Source organism: Nocardia violaceofusca NBRC 14427, from assembly GCF_963869435.1.
In the GTDB taxonomy this organism is placed as follows: Bacteria; Actinomycetota; Actinomycetes; order Mycobacteriales; family Mycobacteriaceae; genus Nocardia; species Nocardia aobensis.
The window spans coordinates 23,465-41,693 of sequence record NZ_CAWMPM010000026.1; the positions used below are offsets into that span (position 1 = coordinate 23,465).

Annotated in this window: 20 protein-coding genes; 11 read left to right on the forward strand and 9 right to left on the reverse strand. The window is 69.3% G+C overall.

The genetic code is table 11. The features are described 5' to 3' along the window. Positions 1 to 2 precede the first annotated feature (2 nt). From AC5592_RS21675 to AC5592_RS21685, 3 genes are all read left to right on the forward strand, one after another. Positions 3 to 386, forward strand: coding sequence for an urease subunit beta (locus AC5592_RS21675; protein ID WP_051024561.1), 384 nt, complete (start codon positions 3 to 5; stop codon positions 384 to 386). Beyond that, positions 386 to 2,107, forward strand: coding sequence for an urease subunit alpha (locus AC5592_RS21680; RefSeq protein WP_036501028.1), 1,722 nt, complete (start codon positions 386 to 388; stop codon positions 2,105 to 2,107). The genes AC5592_RS21675 and AC5592_RS21680 overlap by 1 nt, the downstream gene beginning before the upstream one ends. Before the next feature lie 78 nt (positions 2,108 to 2,185). Continuing rightward, entirely contained in the window at positions 2,186 to 2,848 is a 663-nt protein-coding gene (locus tag AC5592_RS21685; RefSeq protein WP_063065273.1) for an O-methyltransferase, read from the forward strand. Here the strand turns inward: AC5592_RS21685 and AC5592_RS21690 are convergent. After that, positions 2,838 to 3,407: a PadR family transcriptional regulator gene (locus tag AC5592_RS21690; RefSeq protein WP_036501030.1), complete on the reverse strand. Its 570-nt coding sequence runs from the start codon at positions 3,405 to 3,407 to the stop codon at positions 2,838 to 2,840. The two genes, AC5592_RS21685 and AC5592_RS21690, sit on opposite strands and share 11 nt — an antisense overlap. Before the next feature lie 107 nt (positions 3,408 to 3,514). Between AC5592_RS21690 and AC5592_RS21695 the strand changes: the two genes are divergently transcribed. Next, positions 3,515 to 3,919: a nuclear transport factor 2 family protein gene (locus tag AC5592_RS21695; RefSeq protein ID WP_198163908.1), complete on the forward strand. Its 405-nt coding sequence runs from the start codon at positions 3,515 to 3,517 to the stop codon at positions 3,917 to 3,919. Between the two features lie 7 nt (positions 3,920 to 3,926). Here the strand turns inward: AC5592_RS21695 and AC5592_RS21700 are convergent, their stop codons facing one another. Continuing rightward, positions 3,927 to 4,643, reverse strand: a complete 717-nt coding sequence (locus tag AC5592_RS21700; protein WP_084506990.1) for a TetR/AcrR family transcriptional regulator — start codon at positions 4,641 to 4,643, stop codon at positions 3,927 to 3,929. An 83-nt stretch (positions 4,644 to 4,726) separates the two neighbouring features. Between AC5592_RS21700 and AC5592_RS21705 the strand changes: the two genes are divergently transcribed. Then, on the forward strand, positions 4,727 to 6,253 hold the full coding sequence (locus tag AC5592_RS21705; RefSeq protein WP_063065274.1) for an MFS transporter: 1,527 nt from the start codon (positions 4,727 to 4,729) through the stop codon (positions 6,251 to 6,253). 64 nt (positions 6,254 to 6,317) lie between these two features. Continuing rightward, positions 6,318 to 7,184 (forward strand): SDR family NAD(P)-dependent oxidoreductase, encoded by an 867-nt coding sequence (locus AC5592_RS21710; RefSeq protein WP_232329492.1) that lies wholly within the window; start codon positions 6,318 to 6,320, stop codon positions 7,182 to 7,184. 32 nt (positions 7,185 to 7,216) lie between these two features. On the opposite strand, the gene AC5592_RS21715 is transcribed toward AC5592_RS21710, so the two are convergent. From AC5592_RS21715 to AC5592_RS21725, 3 genes are all read right to left on the reverse strand, one after another. After that, positions 7,217 to 8,044, reverse strand: a complete 828-nt coding sequence (locus tag AC5592_RS21715; protein ID WP_036507680.1) for an alpha/beta fold hydrolase — start codon at positions 8,042 to 8,044, stop codon at positions 7,217 to 7,219. Between the two features lie 137 nt (positions 8,045 to 8,181). Further along, positions 8,182 to 9,156 (reverse strand): zinc-binding dehydrogenase, encoded by a 975-nt coding sequence (locus AC5592_RS21720; protein WP_063065275.1) that lies wholly within the window; start codon positions 9,154 to 9,156, stop codon positions 8,182 to 8,184. 33 nt (positions 9,157 to 9,189) lie between these two features. Beyond that, positions 9,190 to 9,741, reverse strand: coding sequence for a TetR/AcrR family transcriptional regulator (locus tag AC5592_RS21725; protein ID WP_174372355.1), 552 nt, complete (start codon positions 9,739 to 9,741; stop codon positions 9,190 to 9,192). A 149-nt stretch (positions 9,742 to 9,890) separates the two neighbouring features. Here AC5592_RS21725 and AC5592_RS21730 point away from each other — a divergent pair, with 149 nt between their 5' ends. From AC5592_RS21730 to AC5592_RS21745, 4 genes are all read left to right on the forward strand, one after another. Then, entirely contained in the window at positions 9,891 to 10,730 is an 840-nt protein-coding gene (locus tag AC5592_RS21730; RefSeq protein WP_063065276.1) for an oxidoreductase, read from the forward strand. Between the two features lie 46 nt (positions 10,731 to 10,776). Beyond that, complete coding sequence (locus tag AC5592_RS21735; protein ID WP_063065277.1) at positions 10,777 to 11,409, forward strand: urease accessory protein UreF; 633 nt, start codon at positions 10,777 to 10,779, stop codon at positions 11,407 to 11,409. Between the two features lie 97 nt (positions 11,410 to 11,506). Then, positions 11,507 to 12,220 (forward strand): urease accessory protein UreG, encoded by a 714-nt coding sequence (ureG, locus tag AC5592_RS21740; RefSeq protein WP_063065278.1) that lies wholly within the window; start codon positions 11,507 to 11,509, stop codon positions 12,218 to 12,220. Further along, positions 12,210 to 12,890 carry an urease accessory protein UreD gene (locus tag AC5592_RS21745; RefSeq protein ID WP_036501061.1) on the forward strand — a complete coding sequence of 227 codons (681 nt, stop codon included), beginning with the start codon at positions 12,210 to 12,212 and terminating at the stop codon, positions 12,888 to 12,890. Before ureG ends, AC5592_RS21745 begins: the two co-directional genes overlap by 11 nt. A 90-nt stretch (positions 12,891 to 12,980) precedes the next feature. Here AC5592_RS21745 and AC5592_RS21750 read toward each other — a convergent pair whose 3' ends face one another. Beyond that, complete coding sequence (locus AC5592_RS21750; protein WP_063065279.1) at positions 12,981 to 14,519, reverse strand: NAD(P)/FAD-dependent oxidoreductase; 1,539 nt, start codon at positions 14,517 to 14,519, stop codon at positions 12,981 to 12,983. A 138-nt stretch (positions 14,520 to 14,657) separates the two neighbouring features. Beyond that, positions 14,658 to 15,323, reverse strand: a complete 666-nt coding sequence (locus tag AC5592_RS21755) for a TetR/AcrR family transcriptional regulator (protein ID WP_157122108.1) — start codon at positions 15,321 to 15,323, stop codon at positions 14,658 to 14,660. Positions 15,324 to 15,409: 86 nt separating this feature from the next. On the opposite strand from AC5592_RS21755, the gene AC5592_RS21760 reads away from it, so the two are divergent. After that, entirely contained in the window at positions 15,410 to 16,873 is a 1,464-nt protein-coding gene (locus AC5592_RS21760) for a cytochrome P450 (protein ID WP_036501072.1), read from the forward strand. Here AC5592_RS21760 and AC5592_RS21765 read toward each other — a convergent pair whose 3' ends face one another. Further along, on the reverse strand, positions 16,874 to 17,764 hold the full coding sequence (locus AC5592_RS21765) for a serine hydrolase (protein WP_036501074.1): 891 nt from the start codon (positions 17,762 to 17,764) through the stop codon (positions 16,874 to 16,876). Positions 17,765 to 17,890: 126 nt separating this feature from the next. Continuing rightward, the gene (locus tag AC5592_RS21770; protein WP_036501065.1) at positions 17,891 to 18,097 is read right to left on the reverse strand and encodes a hypothetical protein; all 207 of its coding nucleotides are present in this window, start codon (positions 18,095 to 18,097) and stop codon (positions 17,891 to 17,893) included. Between the last annotated feature and the right edge of the window lie 132 nt (positions 18,098 to 18,229).

An 18,229-nucleotide genomic window follows, 5' to 3' on the forward strand; every position in this document is an offset into this window, starting at 1 on the left:
CGATGAGCGCGATATCCGCCGAGAGCGGCCACAGCCCGGTGCCGGGAGAGTATCTGCTCGCCGCCGACCCCATCGAACTCAACGCCGCCGCCGACCGGATCGAACTCGAGGTGGTCAACACCGGCGACCGGCCGGTGCAGGTGGGCAGTCACGTGCACTTCCCGCAGGCCAACACCGCCCTCGAGTTCGACCGGGTCGCGGCACACGGCCGCCGACTCGACATTCCGGCGGGGACCGCCGTGCGCTTCGAACCCGGCCTGGCGCAGCGTGTTTCGCTGGTACCGCTGGGCGGCAGCCGTGAGGTGTACGGGATCGGCCCGGATGCGCCGGGGCCGCTCGGCCCGGTGGTGAACCGGTCCGAGCAGACAGAAAGGCCGGTCGACTGATGGCAGAACTGTCCCGCGCTCGTTACGCCGCACTCTTCGGTCCCACGGTCGGGGATCGAATTCGATTGGCCGACACCGATCTTCTGATCGAGATCACCGAAGACCGCTGCGGCGGACCCGGCCTGGCCGGTGACGAGGCCGTCTTCGGCGGCGGCAAGGTCTTGCGCGAATCGATGGGCCAGGCTCGCGCCACTCGCGCCGAGGGCACCCCGGACACCGTGATCACCGGGGCGGTGATCGTCGACTACTGGGGAATTATCAAGGCCGACATCGGCATTCGCGACGGGCGCATCTGCGCGATCGGCAAGGCCGGCAATCCGGAGACCATGGACGGTGTGCATCCGGATCTGGTGGTGGGGCCGTCGACGGAGATCATCGCCGGCAACGGCCGCATCCTCACCGCCGGCGCGATCGACTGCCACGTCCACTTCATCTGCCCGCAGTTGCTCGACGAGGCGCTCGGCGGCGGTATCACCACCCTGATCGGCGGCGGAACCGGACCGGCCGAGGGCTCCAAGGCCACCACGGTCACTCCCGGCGCCTGGCATCTGGGCCGCATGCTCGAGGCGACCGACGGCTGGCCGGTCAACATCCTGCTCCTGGGCAAGGGCAACACCGTGCGTCCCGAGGCGATGTGGGAGCAATTGCGCGGCGGCGCGGGCGGATTCAAGCTGCACGAGGACTGGGGGACCACCCCGGCGGCGATCGACGCCTGCCTGCGGGTGGCCGATGCCGCCGGAGTCCAGGTCGCGCTGCATTCCGATACGCTCAACGAGGCCGGATTCGTCGAGGACACCCTCGCCGCGATCGCCGGGCGGGCCATCCACTCGTATCACACCGAGGGCGCCGGCGGCGGGCACGCGCCGGACATCATCACCGTCGCCTCGCACCCGAATGTGATGCCCAGCTCCACCAATCCGACTCGCCCGCACACGGTCAACACTCTCGACGAACATCTGGACATGCTGATGGTGTGCCACCATCTCAATGCGGCCGTGCCCGAGGATCTCGCCTTCGCCGAGAGCCGGATCCGGCCCTCCACCATCGCCGCGGAGGACCTGCTGCACGATCTGGGCGCGATCTCGATGATCGGCTCGGATTCCCAGGCGATGGGCCGCATCGGGGAAGTGGTGATGCGGACGTGGCAGACCGCGCACATGATGAAGGTCCGCCGCGGCGCGCTGCCCGGTGACGGGGCCGCCGACAATCATCGGGTCCGCCGCTATATCGCGAAATACACGATCTGCCCGGCGGTGACGCACGGCCTGGACCACGAGATCGGGTCGGTGGAAGTCGGCAAACTGGCCGATCTGGTGCTGTGGGAGCCGGCTTTCTTCGGCGTGCGCCCGCATGCGGTGCTCAAGGGCGGCGCGATCGCCTGGGCCGCGATGGGAGATGCCAACGCCTCGATCCCGACCCCACAGCCGGTGCTGCCGCGGCCGATGTTCGGCGCCGCGCCGGTGGTGGCGGCGGGGACGTCACTGCATTTCGTCTCCCCGCAGGCCGTCGAGGACGGACTCGCCGAGCGACTGCAGGTCCGGCGCACACTCGTGCCGGTGGCCGATGTGCGCCGCCGGACCAAGAGCGATCTGCCGCTCAACGACGCGATGCCGCGCATCGAGGTGGAACCCGACACCTTCACCGTCCGCATCGACGGCGAGGTGTGGGACCAGCAGCCGGCCACCGAGCTGCCGATGGCGCAGCGCTACTTCCTGTTCTGAGCCCGCACGATTCCGCCGTGAGGGGTCGCCGACGGCGCTGCGCTGCACCGGCGGCGTCGCGGTGGCACACTGGCCGATATGACGAATGCCGAATGGGGCGCGGTCGATCGCTACGTCGTGGACACTCTGATCGGAGATGCCGATTCCGATGTGGCGCAGGCGAATTCCGAGGCGGGCCTGCCGCCCATCGACGTCTCGCCGGCGCAGGGCAAATTCCTGTATCTGCTCGCGCTGTCGGCCGGGGCGCGGCGCGTCCTCGAGATCGGCACGCTCGGCGGGTTCAGCACCCTGTGGCTGGCGCGCGCGGTGGGACCGCAGGGCAGCGTCGTGACGCTGGAATACGATCCGCACCACGCCGAGGTGGCTCGCGCCAACCTCGATCGCAAGGGGGTGGGGGAGCGGGTGGAGATCCGGGTCGGCGCGGCGCTGGACACCCTGCCGGGAGTCGCCGAGGACCACGGCGAGCCCTTCGACCTGGTCTTCATCGATGCCGACAAGGTCAACAACGCCAACTATGTGCGGTGGGCCTTGCGGCTGACCCGGCCCGGTTCGGTGATCATCGTCGACAATGTCGTGCGTCGTGGCGCCTTGGCCGACGGCGATCCCGGCGACCCCGCGGTCCGCGGGGCCCGGGAAGCGCTGGAACTGCTCGCCGACGAGCCGCGGCTCGAGGCCACCGTGCTGCAGACCGTGGGCAGTAAGGGCTGGGACGGATTCGCCTACGCCGTGGTCACCGGCTGACCGGTGCCGAATCGCCGTGCCCGACCCGGTCGGGACGGTCGGCGAGTTCGGTCCAGAAGTCCACGTACGCCTGTTCGTGGCCGATGCCGAGTTCCAGGATGCGGGAGCGGGATTGGGCGCGCACGGTATCGGCCGGGTCGATCTCGGCGTGCATGGCGCGGTAGCGGTCGAGCCAGCGGCGGTGCTCGGCCGCCTGGCGGCGCGCGAGGGCGATCACGTCCTCCGGTGCGCCGAGGTCGGCGAAGAACAGTTTCACCTGCGCTGGATCACGCGTCTCCGGCGGCGGGCACCCGGGGTCGGCCAGCCATGCGCGTAACGCCTCGCGTCCGGCGTCGGTGAGCTGGAATACCCGGCGCCGGCGGCCGGTCTCCTCGGCGTCCTCGTGCAGCAGGCCGCGCTCGGCCAGCCGGGCCGGAATGCGGTAGAGCTGGGCGTGCGGCACCGGCCAGAAGTAGTCGACGCTCTCCTCCATGCGCGCTTTGAGTTCATAGGGGGTGAGCGGGCCGTGCCGGGCGATGAGCCCGAGCACGATATGGTCCTGCGCTCCCAGATCCGCCATGGTCGTCAGCTTTCGGTTCGGCACGTCTCGGTTCGGAACGGCATTGACACGGTCTCGCTGAGACTATAGCTTCATATCCGTCATACCGTATCAATGAGACTATTGGAGTGGACGTGCGCGCATACGGAATCGAACTCTTCGACCGGTGGACGGCGATGTGGAACGGGGAATTGGAGCTCGCGAGCCGAATCATGGCCCCGCACTTCACACTCCGGTATGCCCAGCCGGGCGCCGAAGCCTACGACGGCATCCATGACCCGGAGACGTTCGCGCGCCGGATCGCGGACTTCCGCGCGGCCGCGCCCGGGCAGCGATTCGAAACCCAGGGCGAAGCGGTCGTCGACATCGACGACCGCCGTACCGGGACCGTGGCGCGGCCCTACGGTTCGCGGCGACCGGTCGCCGGCGGTGAGATCGCCGTGAGCGGCACCGATATCCTGCGCGTCGAGGACGGGCTGATCGTGGAGGTGTGGTCGGTCTCCGGTGGCGTCCAGGGCCGGTCGTACTACTGAGCGACGGTCAGCCGTGGCGTGCGGCGAAACCGTCGCACATCGCCGACAGGCCCGAATGCAATTGCCGCACCGGATCGAGCAGATCACCGAGTCCGGTGCCTTCGAGGGGCGCCAGCGCCGGCGGGCTCGGCCAGCGCGGGGTGCCCTCGAGAAGTGCCGTCAGACCGGAGGATTCGTCGTGCTCGTCCTCGCGGGCGGCCAGAATGGTCGCGCTGACCTGCTGGAGAGCGATGCCGGCGATATAACTCCAGACCTCGAGAGCCATCGCGGTGGCCTCGCGGCGATCATCGGTCAGTTCGAGCAGACCTTCGGTCAGCCAGCCCAAGCACGCCAGACTGTGCGGGCCGAAGTTGTAGCGCGGCACCGCGAAGGTGAACAGCACCCACGGGTGCAACCGGTAGAGCTGCCAGTCGATGTCGGCGGCCGCGCGCACGCGGTCACGCCAGGTCCAGCCGGGTTCCGGCGCCGGATACGGGTAGCGGCGCGCGACCTCGTCGGTCATATCGGCCAGCAGCGCGTCCTTGTTAGGTACATGCCGATACAGCGACATCGCGCCCACACCCATCCGCTCGGCGATGCGGCGCATGGACAATCCGTCGATGCCGTCGGCATCCGCCAATGCGATGGCGGTGTCGACGATCGCCGCCCGCGTCAGCCGCTCGGGCTGAGACGGGCTCGGAGAGCCCGAAGGCGCAGGTGAGGACGGGTGGGAAGGTTTCGGCATCGAAACTCGCTTTCCTTTCTGCGGCCGGATGCGTACGCTGTACCCGGTCGCGTACGACGTACGCACGAGATGAAGGATAGGTGATGGTCGGCATTGAGACCTCGGCGGCGGGCTACACCGCGCCGAGCGCAACCCCCCGGCGGGCGTGGCTGGGTCTGGCGGTGTTGATCCTGCCGGTGCTGCTGGTGTCGATGGACATGTCGGTGCTGTACCTGGCGATGCCGACGCTGACCGAGCATCTGGACCCCTCGGCCGAACAGCAGCTGTGGATTCTCGACATCTACGGATTCATGATCGCCGGACTGCTGATCACCATGGGCAATCTCGGTGACCGCATCGGCCGGCGCAACATATTGCTCGCCGGCGCAACGGTTTTCGGCATCGCCTCGCTGCTGGCGGCCTTCGCGCCCAGCGCCGGGGTGCTGATCGCGGCGCGCGCGCTGATGGGTGTCGGTGGTGCGACGCTGCTGCCGTCGAGCCTGGCGCTGATCTCGAGCCTGTTCCCCGAGGCGCGGGCCCGTGGCACCGCCATCGGCATCTGGACGGCGTTCTTCGCCGGCGGTTCGGCGGTGGGACCGGTGATCGGTGGCCTGCTGCTGCACAAGTTCTGGTGGGGGTCGATCTTCCTGATCAATACGCCGGTACTGCTGGTGCTGCTGGCGCTGGGACCGCTGCTGCTGCCCGAACACCGCTCCGCCGGTCGCGGACCGCTGGATCCGGTGAGCGTGATCATGTCCATCGGCGGCATCCTGCCGCTGGTGTACGCGGTGAAACGAGCGGCGGCCGAGGGCGTCGACGCGGTCTCGGTGGTGCTCGGCCTCGCCGGTGTCGTAGTCCTGGTGGCATTCGTGCGGCGCCAGCGCACTCTGGCCGAACCGCTGCTGGATCTGAGCCTGTTCCGGCGCGGCCTGTTCCGCGTGGCGATCGGGTCGTCCACGGTGGGCATGATGTCGCTGGCCGGAATGAGCTATCTGACCAGCATGTATTTGCAGTCGGTGGCCGGTCGCGACGTCCTGGGCGCGGCGCTGCTGGGTATTCCGGCGGCGGTGGCGGTGTTCGTGTGTTCGATGGGCGGGGCGCGGGTGGCGCGCCGGCTCGGTACGCGCGGCTCGTTCGTGCTGGCGTTGACTGCGGCCGCGCTCGGCAATCTGCTGTTGCTCGGTATCGGCGTCGACGGCGGAATCGGCTGGTACATCGCGGGATCCACGATCGCGGGCCTGGGCTACGGCATCGTGTTCACCCTGGTGTCGGAGGTCGCGGTGTCCTCGGTTCCGGCCGAACGTGCGGGATCGGCGGTCGGCATCTCCGAAACCAGTTTCGAACTGGGTAACGCCCTGGGGTTGTCGCTGCTGGGTTCGCTGGCGGCGCTGGTGTTCCGATCGGGTGGCGATTTCGCCGACACGCTCGGCGAGACGCTGGTGCGCCACCGTGGCGATCCGGCCGTGATCCATGCCGCGCAGAGCTCGTTCGTCACCGGCATGCACACCGCGCTGATGGTCGGTGCGGCATTGCTGATCATGATGGCGGTGACGGCCGCGGCGACCTCCGGCCGCCGGCGCCGGCGCGCGATCGCGGTGGATACCGCCTCCGCGGCGGCGGGATCGCGCTGACCGGTTCCCGGTCGCGGTGACGATTCCGGCCCGCCGGCGCAGGCGGCCCAATACAGTTTCGGCTGTGACAGATACCGCCTCACCGGGCCGTCCGCTGGCCGAGCGGGTCGCGACGCGGTTGTTGTATCCCACGTCGCGGCCCCGCGACACGTCGCTGCGCGAGGCCGTCTCCGGTCGGGTCGTGCTGGTGACCGGTGCCTCGCACGGTATCGGGAAGGTCGCCGCCGCCAAATTCGCCGCCGCCGGAGCCGTGGTGGTGATGGTGGCGCGCTCGACGGCGGAGCTGGACGCCGCAGCCGACGAGATCACCACGAGCGGCGGCATCGCGCACACCTACAGCGCCGACCTGACCGATATGGAGGCAGTGGACGAGCTGGCCCGCGACATCCTCGCCACACACGGGCGGGTGGATGTGGTGATCAACAACGCGGGCCGCTCGATCCGGCGCTCGATCGACCAGTCCTACGATCGTTTCCACGATTTCACGCGGACCATCGATATCAACTACCTCGGCCCGGTGCGATTGCTGCTGGCCCTGCTGCCGGCGATGCGGGAGCGCGGTCGCGGGCATATCGTCAACATCTCCACCTGGGGGCTGCGCATGCCGCCGGCGCCGCGGTGGGCCGCCTACGGTGCGTCGAAAGCGGCATTCGACCAGTGGTTGCGCACGGTGGCGACCGAGGTGGCGGCCGACGGCGTCACCACCACCTCGATCTACATGCCGCTGGTGCATACGCGCATGAGCGCGCCCACCGATTTCGGGTCCATGCCGGGCCTGACCGCCGTCGAGGCCGCGGATCTGGTGTGTCACGCCGTCGTCGCGAAACCGGTGGAGATCTCGCCGTGGTGGAGCGGTCCGCTTCAGGCGTGGACGGATCTGACCCGCGGCCCGATGCAGCGGCTGATGGCCCGGAGCATCCGCTTCACCTGAACCGCGTGCGTGGGCCGATGGCGGGATTGGTTTCAGCTCTGCAGGAACGCCAGCAGATCGGCGTTGAAACGCTCCTTGTCGCCGGGCACCAGGGCGATGCCGTGTGAACCGCCCTCGTAGACGGTGAGGGTCGCGTCCGGGATGATCTTCGCCGCCTTGCGGGCGGTGGCGTCGATGGGCACGATCTGGTCGTCGTCGCCGTGCACGATCAGCGTCGGGACATCGAACTTCTGCAGGTCGGCGGTGAAATCGGTGTATGCGAAGGCGTCCACACAGCGCACCCCGGCCTCGATCGACTCGTGCATCGCCATGAACCAGAACGCGTCGCGGTTGCCCTGGGTGGCCTTGGTGCCCGGCCGGTTGGCGCTGAAGAAGCCCTCGGAGGTGTCGCGCCAGAACTGCGAACGTTCGGTCAGGATGCCCTTCTTGATCTGATCGAACACCTCGTCGGGCACGCCTTCCGGGTTGCCCTCCGTGCGCACCATCAGCGGCGGGATAGCCGACAGCAACACCGCCGAGCGCACCCGTCCGGTGCCGTGGCGGCCGATGTAGCGGGCCAGTTCGCCGCCGCCCATGGAGTGCGCCACGAGTGTGACATCGCGCAGGTCGAGCCGGCTGAGCAGATCGTTGAGATCGTCGGCGAAGGTGTCGAAGTCGTATCCGCCCCATGGCTGTGCCGAGCGCCCGTGTCCGCGTCGATCGTGTGCGATACCGCGAAAGCCGTTGTCCGCCACGTGTTTCAACTGATCGTCCCAGGCGTCGGCGTTGAGCGGCCAGCCGTGGATGAAGACCACGGGGCGGCCCGCACCCCAATCCTTGTAGTAGATGTCGACCTCGTCGCGCGTCGTACACACAGGCATGGACGAACCTCCTCCGCGTGCGCCCGCCGGCCTCGGTCGCGGGCCGTGAGAACGAGACGCGACCTCCAGCGTAGGAGCCGCGACCGAGGCGAGGGGCTACGAATCGGTTACGTCAGCAATCGAGCAGCTATCGACTGTCACGGCTCGAGGGCGACCTTGCCGACGGTGGCGCGGTCCTCGAGGGCCCGGTGCGCCGCGGCGGCATCGGCGAGGGCGAACCGGTGCACCGCCGGGCGCAACCGGCCGGCTCCCGCCGCGGCCAGGGCGCGCGTCTCGAGCGCCGCGATTCCGCCGCCGCGTTCGAGCATTTCCGGACCGAGAACCGACCGTGAGGTGATGGCGCGAGCGGCGAGGTCGCCAGGGGCGAATTTCAGTGCGGCATCGCTCCAGCCGAAGACCAGGCGGGTGCCGCCGGGTGCGAGCAATTCGACCGCCGCCCGGCCCGCTGCGCCGCCGACACCGTCGAAGACCCAGTGCGCGGGCCGGTCGCCGAAGCGTGCGCGCACCGCATCCGGCCACCCCTGGTCGGTGTAGTCGAGGGCGAGGTCGGCGCCGTTGGCCGCCACGGTCGCGACCTTGGCCGGGCTGCCGGCCAGGCCGACGACGGTGAGCCCGGCGGCGCGCAGATACTGCACGAGCAGTGTGCCGATCCCACCCGCCGCGGCAGGCACCACCGCGAGCTGTCCCGGCTCGACCTCGGCGAATCCCAGAATGCCCAGAGTGGTTCGCCCCGTACCGATCATCGCCACCGCCGCGGCCGCATCCAGCGCGTCCGGAATATGGTGCAGCCGTTGCGCATCCGCGACCGCCAGCGCGGCATAGCCGCCCGGTGCGGCGCCCAGATGGGTCACGACCCGAGCGCCCAGCAGATCCGGGTCGGCGCCGGGACCGACCAGGTCGACGACGCCCGCGACCTCCCGGCCGGGGATCGTCGGTAACCGCGGCAGCGGATAGGGCCCCGGCAGGCCTCGGCGCAGATAGGTGTCGACCAGGTGAATTCCCGCTGCGGCCACCGCGATTCGGACCTGTCCGGGTTCCGGCAGGGGATCGGGGGCGGTCTCGTAGCGCAGGTTCTCGGCCGGACCGAATTCATGCAGGCGTATCGCTTTCACGAGCCCAGCCTGCAACCTTCACCATTGTTGAGGTCAAGTGGGCGCGGAGGTGCCCACGCCGCGCAGCAGGGTGTCGACCACGATGTCGGCCGCGCGGCCCGGATCGTGCTGGGGGAGGTTCTCGGCGGCGTTGACCATCAGCTGCGCCAGGAGCGTCGACACCCAGCCCTCGGGGAGGCCGGGGCGTAGCAGGCCTTCGTCGGTGGCTCGCCGGAGAAACGTGTCGACCTCGGCGATCAGTGGTGCCCGGCGCTCGCGAACGGTTTCGTCGGCCACCAATCTCGCTGTCTGCACCGGCCAGCGGCGGTTGACGCCGATGATCGCCTCCACGTACCGGTGCAGGGCGACCGCGACCGGCGCCTCCCGGAGCCGGGCACTCGCGATGGCTTCCTCGACCGCGTCGTATCGAGCCTGGTAGACGGCCGCGAGGAGGTCGTCACGCGAGGCGAAGCGGCGGTAGACGGTGCGCCTGTCCACGCCGGCTTCGGCGGCGATGGCCGACAGGCTCGCGGACGGATCGTCGGCGAGCAGCCGGGCTCCGGTGGTCAGCACCTGCTCGATATTGCGGGCGGCGTCAGCTCTCACGGCTTCAATGTACACATTTGAGCAGCAGATCCAGAAAAAATCGCTGCGATGAAGCAGCAAAACATCAGAAAAGTGCTACAGTGATGTGACAGTTAATGGTGTCCGGTCGCCCCGCCAGCGGCCGGACCGTGTGGGACGGAGAAGAGAACATGGCCGGAACATGGCTGATCACCGGTGCGTCGCGGGGCCTGGGACGGGAGCTGACCGAGGCCGCGCTGGCCGCCGGGCATCGGGTCGTCGCCGGTGCGCGACGCCCCGAACAGCTCGACGACCTGGTCGCGCGCTGCGGCTCGCACATCCTGCCGGTGCGACTGGACGTCACCGACCCAGCGGCGGCCGAGGCGGCCGTGCGCGCGGCCACCGAGACCTTCGGCTCCCTCGACGTCGTGGTCAACAACGCCGGATACGCCGACAGCGCGCCGATCGAGGAGATGGCCGCCGACGATTTCCGGGCGCAGGTCGAGACCAACCTGTTCGGCGTCGTGCACGTCACCCGCGCCGCCCTCCCGGTGCTGCGGGCCCAGCGCTCGGGGACCTTCGTCCAGATCTCCTCGATCGGCGGCCGGGTCGGTGGTTCGCCGGGTCTGGGCGCCTATCAGACGGCGAAATTCGCGGTCGAGGGATTCTCCGAAGTGCTGGCGAGTGAGGTGGCCCCGTTCGGGGTCCGGGTCGTGATCGTCGAGCCGGGCGCCTTCCGCACCGACTGGCAGGGCGCCTCGATGACCATCCATCCGGTGGGAGCCGACTACGAGGCGACCGTCGGCGCCGTCCACCGCTTCCGCCGCGACAACGACGGATCCCAGCCCGGCGACCCCGCTCGCGCGGCCCGCATCATCGTCGAGGTGGCCGACTCGGCCGAACCGCCACGGCGCCTGCTGCTGGGCAGTGATGCGCTGGCCGCGGCCCGGGCAGCCGGACAGGCGCGAGCCGAGGAAACCGAGAAGTGGGCCGCGGTGAGCGCCTCGGCGGACTTCGCACCGGCCGGCTGACCGTGCGGTTCTAGAATCGGATCGTGCCCGGCCGCAGGAGATGCCCATGAGTCTCGCGATGGTGATGTCGCTCGCCGATTCGCGGCTGCCCATCGGCGGGCACGTACATTCGGGCGGGGTCGAGGAGGCCGTCACCTCCGGGCTCGTGCGTGACCTCGACACGGTGGCGGCCTATCTGCGACGCCGGATCCGCACCACGGGTCTGGTCGCGGCGTCGTTGTCGGCGGCTGTCTGCGCGGGCGCGCTGACCCCCTCGGCGGCCGAGGCGGAAGCCGACGCCCGCACCCCGGCCCCGGCGGCGCGCACGGCCTCGCGGGCACAGGGGCGCGGACTGCTGCGGCTCGCGAAACAGGCGTGGCCGCAGCATGATTGGTCCGGCCTGGGCATGCGGCCGCATCTGCCCACGGTATTCGGAGTCGTGGGCCGGGCCGCGGGAGTGCAGCCGGTGGAGATCGCCGGGGTCGTGGTGTATACGACGATGACCGGAGCCGCCACCGCGGCCCAGCGGCTACTTGCCCTCGATCCGGCCGCGGTCGCGGCGATCACGCTGGAGCTGGCCGCGCTGTGCGACGAGACCGCCCGCGCGGCCACGATCGGCCCGGCGGCCCTGTCCGATCCGCTCGGTGACGTGCTCGCGCAACGCCATCTCGACCGTGAGATGCCGCTGTTCGCGTCGTAGCCGGCGCGGCGGTGCAATCGCCGGCCGGGGAGGTAACACCGGGTTCACATGAATCGGCCACGATGATCGTCGAGAGTCGAGGCCCGAAGGAGAGCTCATGCCGCCCCATCTGATCGACGGCGAACCGCACGATCACGCCCACGACCGTCCCAAGCGAGTGCGCACTCCGGGGGAGCCGGTGCGCATCGGGATCGGCGGACCGGTCGGATCCGGGAAGACGGCGCTGGTCGCGGCGCTGTGCCGGCAGCTGCGTGCGGAACTGTCGCTGGCGGTGCTGACCAACGACATCTACACCACCGAGGACGCCGACTTCCTGCGCCGCCACGCGGTCCTGCCCGACGAACGCATCAGCGCGGTGCAGACCGGCGGCTGCCCGCACACCGCCATTCGCGACGACATCACCGCCAACCTCGACGCCATCGACGATCTGATCGAGGCGAATCCGCGGCTGGATCTGATTCTGGTCGAATCCGGCGGCGACAACCTCACCGCCACCTTCTCCGCGGGCCTGATCGATGCGCAGATCTTCGTCGTCGACGTGGCCGGCGGTGACAAGGTCCCGCGTAAAGGCGGTCCGGGGGTGACGTTCTCGGATCTGCTGGTGATCAACAAGACCGACCTGGCCCCGATGGTGGGCGCCGACCTCGAGGTGATGCGCCGCGATTCCGCGGCGGTGCGCGCGGGCCGCCCGTTCGTCTTCAGCTCGCTGACCGAGGATCCGGCGGCGACACCGGTGCTGGCGTGGGTGCGCGATCAGCTGGACGCGGTGGCGGCCGCCGAGGCCACCGGGGAAAGCGCTGTTGCGCACTGAGATTCGCATCGTCGCGCGCGCCGGGGCGCTGCCGTGGTCGGCGGCCACCGGCGCGCTGGCGGTCCGCTGCACCGGACCGGAAACGGTGCATCTGATCGGTGCCGCGGCCACGCCGCTCGGCGGGGACGAACTCGATATCCGCATCGTGGTCGAGCCCGGTGCACGCCTGGTGGTTCGTTCGGTGGCGGCGACGATCGTGCTGCCCGGCCGCACCACCCGGACGTCGACGGCGTCGTGGTCCTTCGACGTCGGCGCGGGCGGTGAACTGGACTTCGATCCGGAACCGACAGTCGTCGCCGGGGGAGCCGGCCATCGTTCCGTCACCACCGTGCGGCTGGCCGGCGACGCCCGCATCCGCGTTCGCGAACGCGTGCAGATCGGCCGCACCGGCGAGGATCACGGCCGCTGGTGCGGGGATCTCGTCGCCGACCTCTCCGCCCTGCCGCTGCTGCGGCATCGCCTCGAACTCGGCGCCGGCACCGCCGCCGACGACCTGTTGTCGGCCCCGCGCGCGCTGTCCAGCGAACTGCGATACCCCGACGACAGCCCCGCCGCCACCCTCGGTGTGGCGGGCGCGTTGCTTCCGCTCGCCGCCGGTGGCTCGTTGTCGACGTGGACGGGTGCGCGGCTGTCCGAAGCGTCCGGCAGTGTCCGCGTCGACGCCGGATGACCCGCCGGGGCGTGGATCCGCGTCCTGTCGTAAATACCCGAGGGCCGCAAGCTCATCGGCTCGCGGCCCTCGGTGGTGAAACCGGTGTGCTCAGCCGGCCTTCGGACGTGACGAGCCGGAGGTGGTCGACTCGCTGCTGCCGGAGGCGGGGGATCGGTCGGCGGATTCGCTTGTGCCGGAGAACTTTTCGCCGTCCGGCGTAGCGGCCGCCGATTTCGCCGGAGGTTCGCCCGGTGCGGCGGGGGGCGTCGTATTGCCGACCTCGGCCTGTACCTCCCGGGCATCGGTCTCGTTGCCGTTCATGGCCTCGAGTGCCAGCCGGGCGAAGACCCACTGTTCGGTGGCCGCCATCTGCCCGCGGTTGCGGCCGAGGAAGGCGACGAACCACTGGAACACCGTGACGGTCCGGCTGCGGTAGCCGATCAGGTAGTACAGGTGCAGCACCAGCCAGATGAGCCACGCGAGGAACCCGGAGAACTCCAGCTTGCCGATCTGGCACACGGCGTTGAACCGCGACACCGTCGCCATACTGCCCTTGTTGAAGTACTTGAACGGCTTGCGCTGATCCGGGGTCTGCTTACCGGCGACCTCGGCCTTGATCTGCTTGGCCGCGTAGGTGGCGCCCTGAATGGCGCCCTGGGCCTGACCGGGGACGCCGGGCACGGCCATCAGGTCGCCGACGACGAAGACGTTCGGATATCCCTTGATCGTCAGATCCGGTTCGACCACGACTCGCCCGGCCCGGTCGGTTTCGGTGCCCTTGGATCGTTCGGCCAGCATCTTGCCGAGTTCGCTGGCCTGCACGCCGGCCGACCACACCTTGCACGCCGATTCGATGCGACGCTCGCTGCCGTCCTTGTCCTTGACCGTCACACCACGGGCGTCGACGTCGGTGACCATGGCGTTGAGCTGAATCTCCACGCCCATCTTCTCGAGGCGGCGCTGTGCCTTGCCGCCGAGTTTGGGGCCCATCGGCGCGAGCACCGCGCCGGCGCCTTCGACCAGCAGGACGCGCGCGTCGCGCGGATCGATGTTGCGGAAGGTGCCGACGAGGGTGCGATCGGCGAGTTCGGCGATCTGGCCGGCCAGTTCGACGCCGGTCGGGCCCGCGCCGACCACGACGAAGGTCAGGAACCGGTCGCGTTCCTCCTGGGTCTTGGCCAGTTCGGCCTCCTCGAACGAGCCGAGGATGCGCGCGCGCAGTTCCAGCGCGTCGTCGATGGTCTTCATCCCCGGCGCGTAGGTGGCGAACTGGTCGTTGCCGAAATAGGACTGCTGGGCGCCGGTCGCGACGATCAGGCTGTCGAAGGAGGTGACGGTGTCCTGGTTGAGCAATTTCGACGTCACGGTCTTGTTCACCAGGTCGATATCGTGGACCTCGCCCAGGATCACCCGCGTGTTGTGGTGTTTGCGCAGCACGATGCGCGTGGCGGGGGCGATCTCGCCGGTGGACAGAATGCCGGTGGCGACCTGGTAGAGCAGCGGTTGGAACAGGTGCGTGGAGGTCTTGGAGATCAGTACGACATCGACGTCGTCGTGCTCGAGATGTTTGCACGCGAACAAGCCGCCGAAGCCGGATCCGATCACCACCACGCGGTGGCGTCGATTCTCGACAGTTTCGGTTCCCATCAGCGCTCCTCGCCGGACGTTCGGTCTACGACAGGCTCAACGGTAGTCGGCTGCCCGGAGGCAGTCACGACGAGCATCGAATGTCGGCGCGTCCGCGCTTCTGGCCCCGGTTTCGGCCCGCGCAGGGCGGGTATGCGTTCACTTCGGCACCGGCTCCGCCGCGCCCACCAGCGGCCCGACGAGGCGGTCGCCGCCGATGCTCTCCACGCTCGGCCACAGGAAGGCCGCGAGCTGGTCGACGAATTCGGCGCGGGATCGGATCGGCTGCTGTATCCAGGCCTCGGCCGACATCAGAATGGCGCCGACGGTGGCGGTCGCCCAGATCCGCGCCAGCGCCGGGTCCGCGTCGAGGCGGCGCAGAATGATGTCGAAAATCGATGTCGCCCAATCGGATACGCGGGTGAAGAACGGCCGGTGCTCGGCGTCGCCGTGCTCGAGTCGCTGCATCATGACGTGGTGCAGGTTGGGATTGGCGTCGACGAAATCGCACATCAGGGTCACCACCGCCCGCAGCAGTTGCCGGGCGGGTAGCGGCTGGGCCAGCAGATGGTCGGCGGCGGCGATGATCGCGTTCATATGCCGCTCGGCCAGCGCGTCGATCAGCGCCGGGAGGTCCGGGAACACCGCGTACACCGCGGTGCGCGCGTATCCGGCCTCGGCGGCGACCTGCGCGATCGTCATGCGCGCTCCGGAGCCGGCCACCACCCGCTCGGCCGCGTCGAGGATCTCCGCGCGCCGGCGGCCGGGATCCCGGGGTGGCCCGGGCGGGCGGCCTGGACGCCGAATTTCTGTGTCCCTTGTCACAGCGCGATTCTACCTCTAATGTACGAGGTGTACTTTTCTTGCGGCCGGGCGGCGTGGCGCGGTCGCTGTGTTCGGGAGGCATCATCATGGTCAGCGTCGACCCGCGTCCCTCCGGCGCCGAGCGGGAGAACATCGGCTTCATCGAAATACCGGACGGCCGTCCGATCGACCGGCTGCTGCACCGATTACCGGCGCGGGAGCAGGTCCTGGCGACACCGCCGCGGGGCAGTGCGGCGTCTGCCGTGCGCGGCGACACCGGACTGCCGGTGCTGGGCCGCTCGCTGCAGTATCTGCGCTGGGGTCCGGCCGAGATGTACGACCGGTACCGCCGCTACGGCCCGGTCAGCTACAACAAATCCTTCGGTGTCGACCGCGTCCTGGTCGCCGGTCCGCAGGCCGTCGACGAGGTACTCGGCAAGCGGCGCAACGATTTCGGGCAGGGCTGGGACTTCCTGATCGGCTCGTTCTTCCGCCGCGGGCTGCTACTGCTGGAATTCTCCGAGCACATGTTCCACCGGCGCATCATGCAGCAGGCGTTCACCCGCGAGCGGCTGGAATCGCATCTGGCGCAATTGAGCCCGGTGGTCGAGTCCGCGGTCGAGCGCTGGAGTCCGGCCGGTGCGCGCACCCTGCGGCTGTATCCGACGGTGAAAGATCTCACTCTCGAGATCGCGACCGAAACCTTCATGGGCGTCGATGCCGGGCCGCAACGCCACCGGCTCGGGCGGGCCTTCCTCGACTGCACCCACGCACCGCTGGCGCTGGTGCGCTATCCGGTGCCCGGCGGTGCGTGGCGGGCCGGTCTGCGCGGGCGAAAGACGCTGGAGGAGTACTTCACCGCGATGGTGCCGCACAAGCGCCGCGAAGAGGGTGCGGACTTCTTCTCCGCGCTGTGTCACGCCCGCGCCGAGGACGGCGCGATGTTCTCCGACGCCGACGTGGTCAACCACATGATCTTCCTGATCATGGCCGCCCACGACACGACCACCACCACCGCGACCTCGGTCGCCTACTACCTGGGCCGCCACCCCGACTGGCAGCAGCGGGTGCGCGCCGAGGCGCGGGCACTGTTCGACGAGCTCGACGGCGCGCCGCCGACGATCGCCGACCTGGATCGCCTGCGTGATCTGGATCTGGTGATCAAGGAGAGCCTGCGGCTGGTGCCGCCGGTGCCGGGCCTGGTGCGCCGCGCCGTACGCGACACCGAGGTGGCCGGTCACTACATTCCGGCCGGCACCCACGTCGACGTCGCCTACGGCGTCAACCATCTGATGCCCGAATTGTGGTCGCATCCCGCGCGTTTCGACCCGGAACGGTTCACCGAGGGCCGGCGCGAGGACAAATCGCACCGGCTGGCGTGGATGCCGTTCGGCGCGGGAGCGCACAAATGTATCGGCATGCATTTCGGCACCCTCGAGGTGAAGGTGGTCATCGCGGCGATGGTGCGCGCCTACCGCTGGCACATCCCCGACGACTATCTGATGCCGTGGGGATTCAACACCATCCCGTTCCCGCGCGACGGGGCGCCGATGCGGCTGGCGCGGCTGTGACTAGCGTCCGGCGAACAGCAGCTGCGCGACATGCGTGGTGGTCTCCTCGCCGTCGGTGTAGCCGCCCTGGTCGCCGAGGGAGTTCATCACCGCGAGGGTGTAGCGCTCACCGGGCCCGGCGAAGCCGACCGAGTTGACCACCCAGCCGCCGTTCTCGTCGGACCAGCCGTTCTTGAGGCCCGGATGCATGGCATCGCCGGCGCCCCAGACGCCCCAGTGCTGATTGGTGTCGACCTTACGCATCCGATCGAGCAGATAACCGCGGTCGTCGGGGTTCATGTGGTCGAGCACGTTGTTCATCAGCCGGTCCAGATCGGACGGCGTGCACTGCTGAAAACCCCAGTCCGGGAACAGATGTCCGCTGCCGTTGGTCGGGCGCGGCACCAGGCCGGTCATCCCGTTGGCGCGGAAGGCGTTGTTGAACGCCTGCCGATCCGGGCCCGCGTACTTGTTCCACAGGAAGTCCGCCGCGGCGTCGTTGGAGGTCGCCAGCATGGACTCCATCTGGGTGCGGTCCTCGGGCGTCAGCGCGATCGCGCCGACCCGCGCCCGGTTCAGCAGATCCTCGGCGATGGCCAGTTTGATGGTGGAGGCGGTCCAGAACAGAGTCTCGGCGTTGCCGTTGGCATAGGTGCCGCCGGTGACGCGGTCGCGCACCACATAGCCGGTGACGCCGGGCCGGGAGGCCAGATAGTTGTCGACGGCCGCGATCCGGCTGCTCATATCGCAGTCGAAGCCGTCGCGGCAGCCCTGCATACGCAGCGGGACGGCGGCGGCCGGAGCGGGATCCAGCACGGGGGTGCCCGCCATCAGCGCGGCGGCGACGACGCAGGCACCGGCGGCCAGGCGGGTGGTTCGAATGCCGCGGGACGCGGTCCGGGGATAACGCACGGTGAGCCACAATAGCCACAAATGCGCCGATCACGCACGTCTTGAGGTCGGCCTGCGGATGTGCTAGCTACGCGGAGATCGTTGCGGGCCAGCGCATTTCGGCCATATCGACCGCAACGGCGCAGGTCAGCGGAATGCCGCGAGCAATCCCTCGACGCTGCGGCCGTTGAGCCGATAGCAGTGCTCGAAGGCCTCGGAATGTCCGTCGCGAGCCCAGCTGTGCAGCACCACGCCGCGGCCGTAGTGCCGGGAGTTGATCAATTCCCACGTCTCGCCCGATCGCCGTACCGTGAACCCGGACCTGGGTACGAGGGGGACCACCGTCGCAGACATGAATCGAACCAGCCTTTCGATACCGCTTCTCCCGAAACCTCCCCGCGGAAAACTGTGGCACAGGACGGACCCGGTGTGCGGATGACACGCGGTGGCGAATTGCGTTCGTGATAGCCGAATGGTCATGATGGC